Origin of the sequence: Mesorhizobium sp. M2A.F.Ca.ET.067.02.1.1, assembly GCF_004023285.1 — a bacterium.
Taxonomy (GTDB): Bacteria; Pseudomonadota; Alphaproteobacteria; order Rhizobiales; family Rhizobiaceae; genus Mesorhizobium.
This window is the reverse complement of the sequence record NZ_RZSB01000822.1, coordinates 1-2,497: the sequence shown is the minus strand read 5'-3', so window position 1 is coordinate 2,497 and position 2,497 is coordinate 1. Positions and strand designations below refer to the sequence as shown.

The following is a 2,497-nucleotide window of genomic DNA, read 5'->3' as shown; positions in this document are numbered from 1 at the left end:
CCTTCAAGCTCGGTCCGGTCACATACCGCTCCATCCGGCGCGACTCCCCATCCAGCCTTCGCAGCGCCTCCAGCTCCTCGCCGCGCCCGAGCTTGGCCTTTCCCACCGCTGATTTCAGCACGGAGATCGTCTCGTCATAGACTTTCAGCGGCACGGGGAAGGGGTGGCGGTCCTTGCCGCCGTGGGCGAGCGAGAAGCGTGCCGGGTCGGAGAAGCGGTAGGGCGCGCCGTGCACCACTTCCGAGACCATGGCCAAAGCCCGCACCGTGCGCGGGCCGACGCCGGGGACGAGCAGCAGCTCGGGGAAATCCTTGGGGCCGCTTCGATGGCCGAGGCGATGTTGCCGTGCAGGCGGCGCATGACGATGTCGCTCTCGCGCACGTCGTGATGCGCGGGCATGATGAGGTTAGGCAGCATCGGCTGCGCGGCCGGTTCAGGCTCGGGCCGCGGCTCCAGCACGGCAAGCTCGTTCAGGATCTTTTCCGGGCTCATGGTCTTGAGCAACTCGACCTGGCTGCCGCGGGCTTTTTCGGCGCGCCGGTCGGTCAGGTTGACGATCTCGCCCTGGCGCTCGCCTTCGATTGCGGCATGCGGCTGGTCGACGAAGCTGGTCAAGCCTTCCGACAGCCAGTGATAGCGGCGCGCCTGGCGGGCATCGCCGTTCATGCCCTGCTGCACCACCACCCAGCGCCCGTCATCGGCGACGATGAAGCCGTGCAGATAGAGGTCGTAGCCGTCCTGCACGGCGGCGCTGTCCACCTTGGCGACCAGCCGGCTGGCGGTGGCAAGCGCATCGCCGTCCAGGCCGACATGCTCGCCGATGGCCAGCAATTCGCCCGGCGTCTTGCGCGAATGCGCGCCGCGCCCGCCGCAGACATGGATGCCGAGCTCGCCGGCCATCGGGTTCAGCCCGCGCTTCAGCGCGCCGATGACGGAAGTGGTGATGCCGGAGGAATGCCAGTCCATGCCCATCACGGCGCCGAAGGACTGGAACCAGAAGGGATGCGCCAGCCGCCGCAAAAGCTCGTCGCGGCCGTAATGGTGGATGATCGCCTCGCACAGCACCGCGCCGAGCTTGGTCATGCGCTCGCCCAGCCATTTCGGGACCCGCCCGCCATGCAGCGGCAGGTCGGCGCTGCCGCTTCGCTGCGTCACGTGATTCTCCTGGATGCCGGTGATTTAGATGGCATTTTGGCGGGGATTTGCAAGGCGCTGCGCGAAGCTGGCGAAAGAGGCCCAAACCATCTTCGTCATCCTTGGGCTTGACCCAAGGATCCATGCCGTGACGTGGGCCGAGGAATGCCACGGATCAGAATTCTGCGCCGTGGCAGCACTGCACGGATCCTAGGGTCTGCGCGCGTCGCTTCGCTCCTTGCTCCGCCCTAGGATGACGACCGCGAAGCGCGGCCACGCTTGCGTCTGGTCAATGCCGCTTCTGCCGTGCGCCAGTCGCCCACCGCCTAGTACTTGTAATAGTACCCGTGGTGATGCCTGTGGTGGTGCCTGTGATGGTGCCTGTAGTGGTGCCGGTAGTAATACCTGTGGTGCCGGTAGTAGCTGGGATAATAGTCGTCGTAGTAGCGCGGGCCGTAGTAGCGGCCGCCATAGTCGTAGAACGGACCGCCATACATCGGACCGCCGTAGAACGGAGAGCCGCCGAACGGACCGAAACCGAGACCGAGGAAGCCGTGCGCATCCGCCGGCGCTACCGTGGACGCCGCCGACGCGACTGCGATCACCGAAGCAAGTAGAAGTTTTTTCATGGCAACCTCCTCCTGAAGGCTGATTATCGGGTAACGCGCGGCGGGAGGCCTATGTTCCCGATCGCTAATATTTCCCGGAGTATCGAGGAGGAGAAAGCCGCCGCCAGCGGCCTGGAGCGTTGCCACGGCGCGGCGACCAGAGGTTCTACCCGGTATTGCCCAGGGTCGACGCCATTGCTGTCGCGTCCGGCCCATCTCCCCACACGGGAGTTGGGCCGGTGCTGCGGGTCAGCGCTCGCAGATACGGATCTTTTCAATGACGCGGTGATGATGTCGCCAGTGCTTCACGATCCTGACCCGGCAATTGTCGTCATACCGGTTGTGATACCGAACCACGTAACGACGATGGTATGGGGTGTAGTAGTCGTCGTCATAGACGTGCCGGTAATACCGGTGATGGCGATAATATGGGCTGTAGTCATCGTTGTAGTAGTCGTCATCATAGCCCGGACCGATGCCGATACCGAGTTGCACGCCGCCGGCGCTGGCCGGCGCGATCGCAAACGCCGAGGCGATGGCGATCATCGAAGCAAGCAGAAGCTTTTTCATCGCTGCCTCCTTGAGTTTCAAGGCCCCTTCGGCAAGACAACGATTTCGCGCGGTCCATGTTCCCGGCGAGTTGCCAGGGTTGGCAGCCCGGACAGGGCATGGGCAGGACCAAGGCGGCGAATCCAGCGCCTTACTTCGTCCCCGCAACTTCATGAACCCGGATATTTATTAGAGCAGCTGCAACC

2 protein-coding genes and 1 pseudogene are annotated in these 2,497 nt (G+C 64.1%); all 3 read right to left on the bottom strand.

The window, feature by feature from the left end; all coding sequences use genetic code 11:
* Positions 1–1,155 (bottom strand): annotated as a pseudogene (locus EOA28_RS32290) (DUF763 domain-containing protein); the annotation flags it as partial.
* Between the two features lie 305 nt (positions 1,156–1,460).
* On the bottom strand, positions 1,461–1,763 hold the full coding sequence (locus EOA28_RS32285; RefSeq protein WP_128298335.1) for a hypothetical protein: 303 nt from the start codon (positions 1,761–1,763) through the stop codon (positions 1,461–1,463).
* Between the two features lie 228 nt (positions 1,764–1,991).
* Entirely contained in the window at positions 1,992–2,312 is a 321-nt protein-coding gene (locus tag EOA28_RS32280) for a hypothetical protein (protein WP_126083376.1), read from the bottom strand.
* Positions 2,313–2,497: the final 185 nt, after the last annotated feature.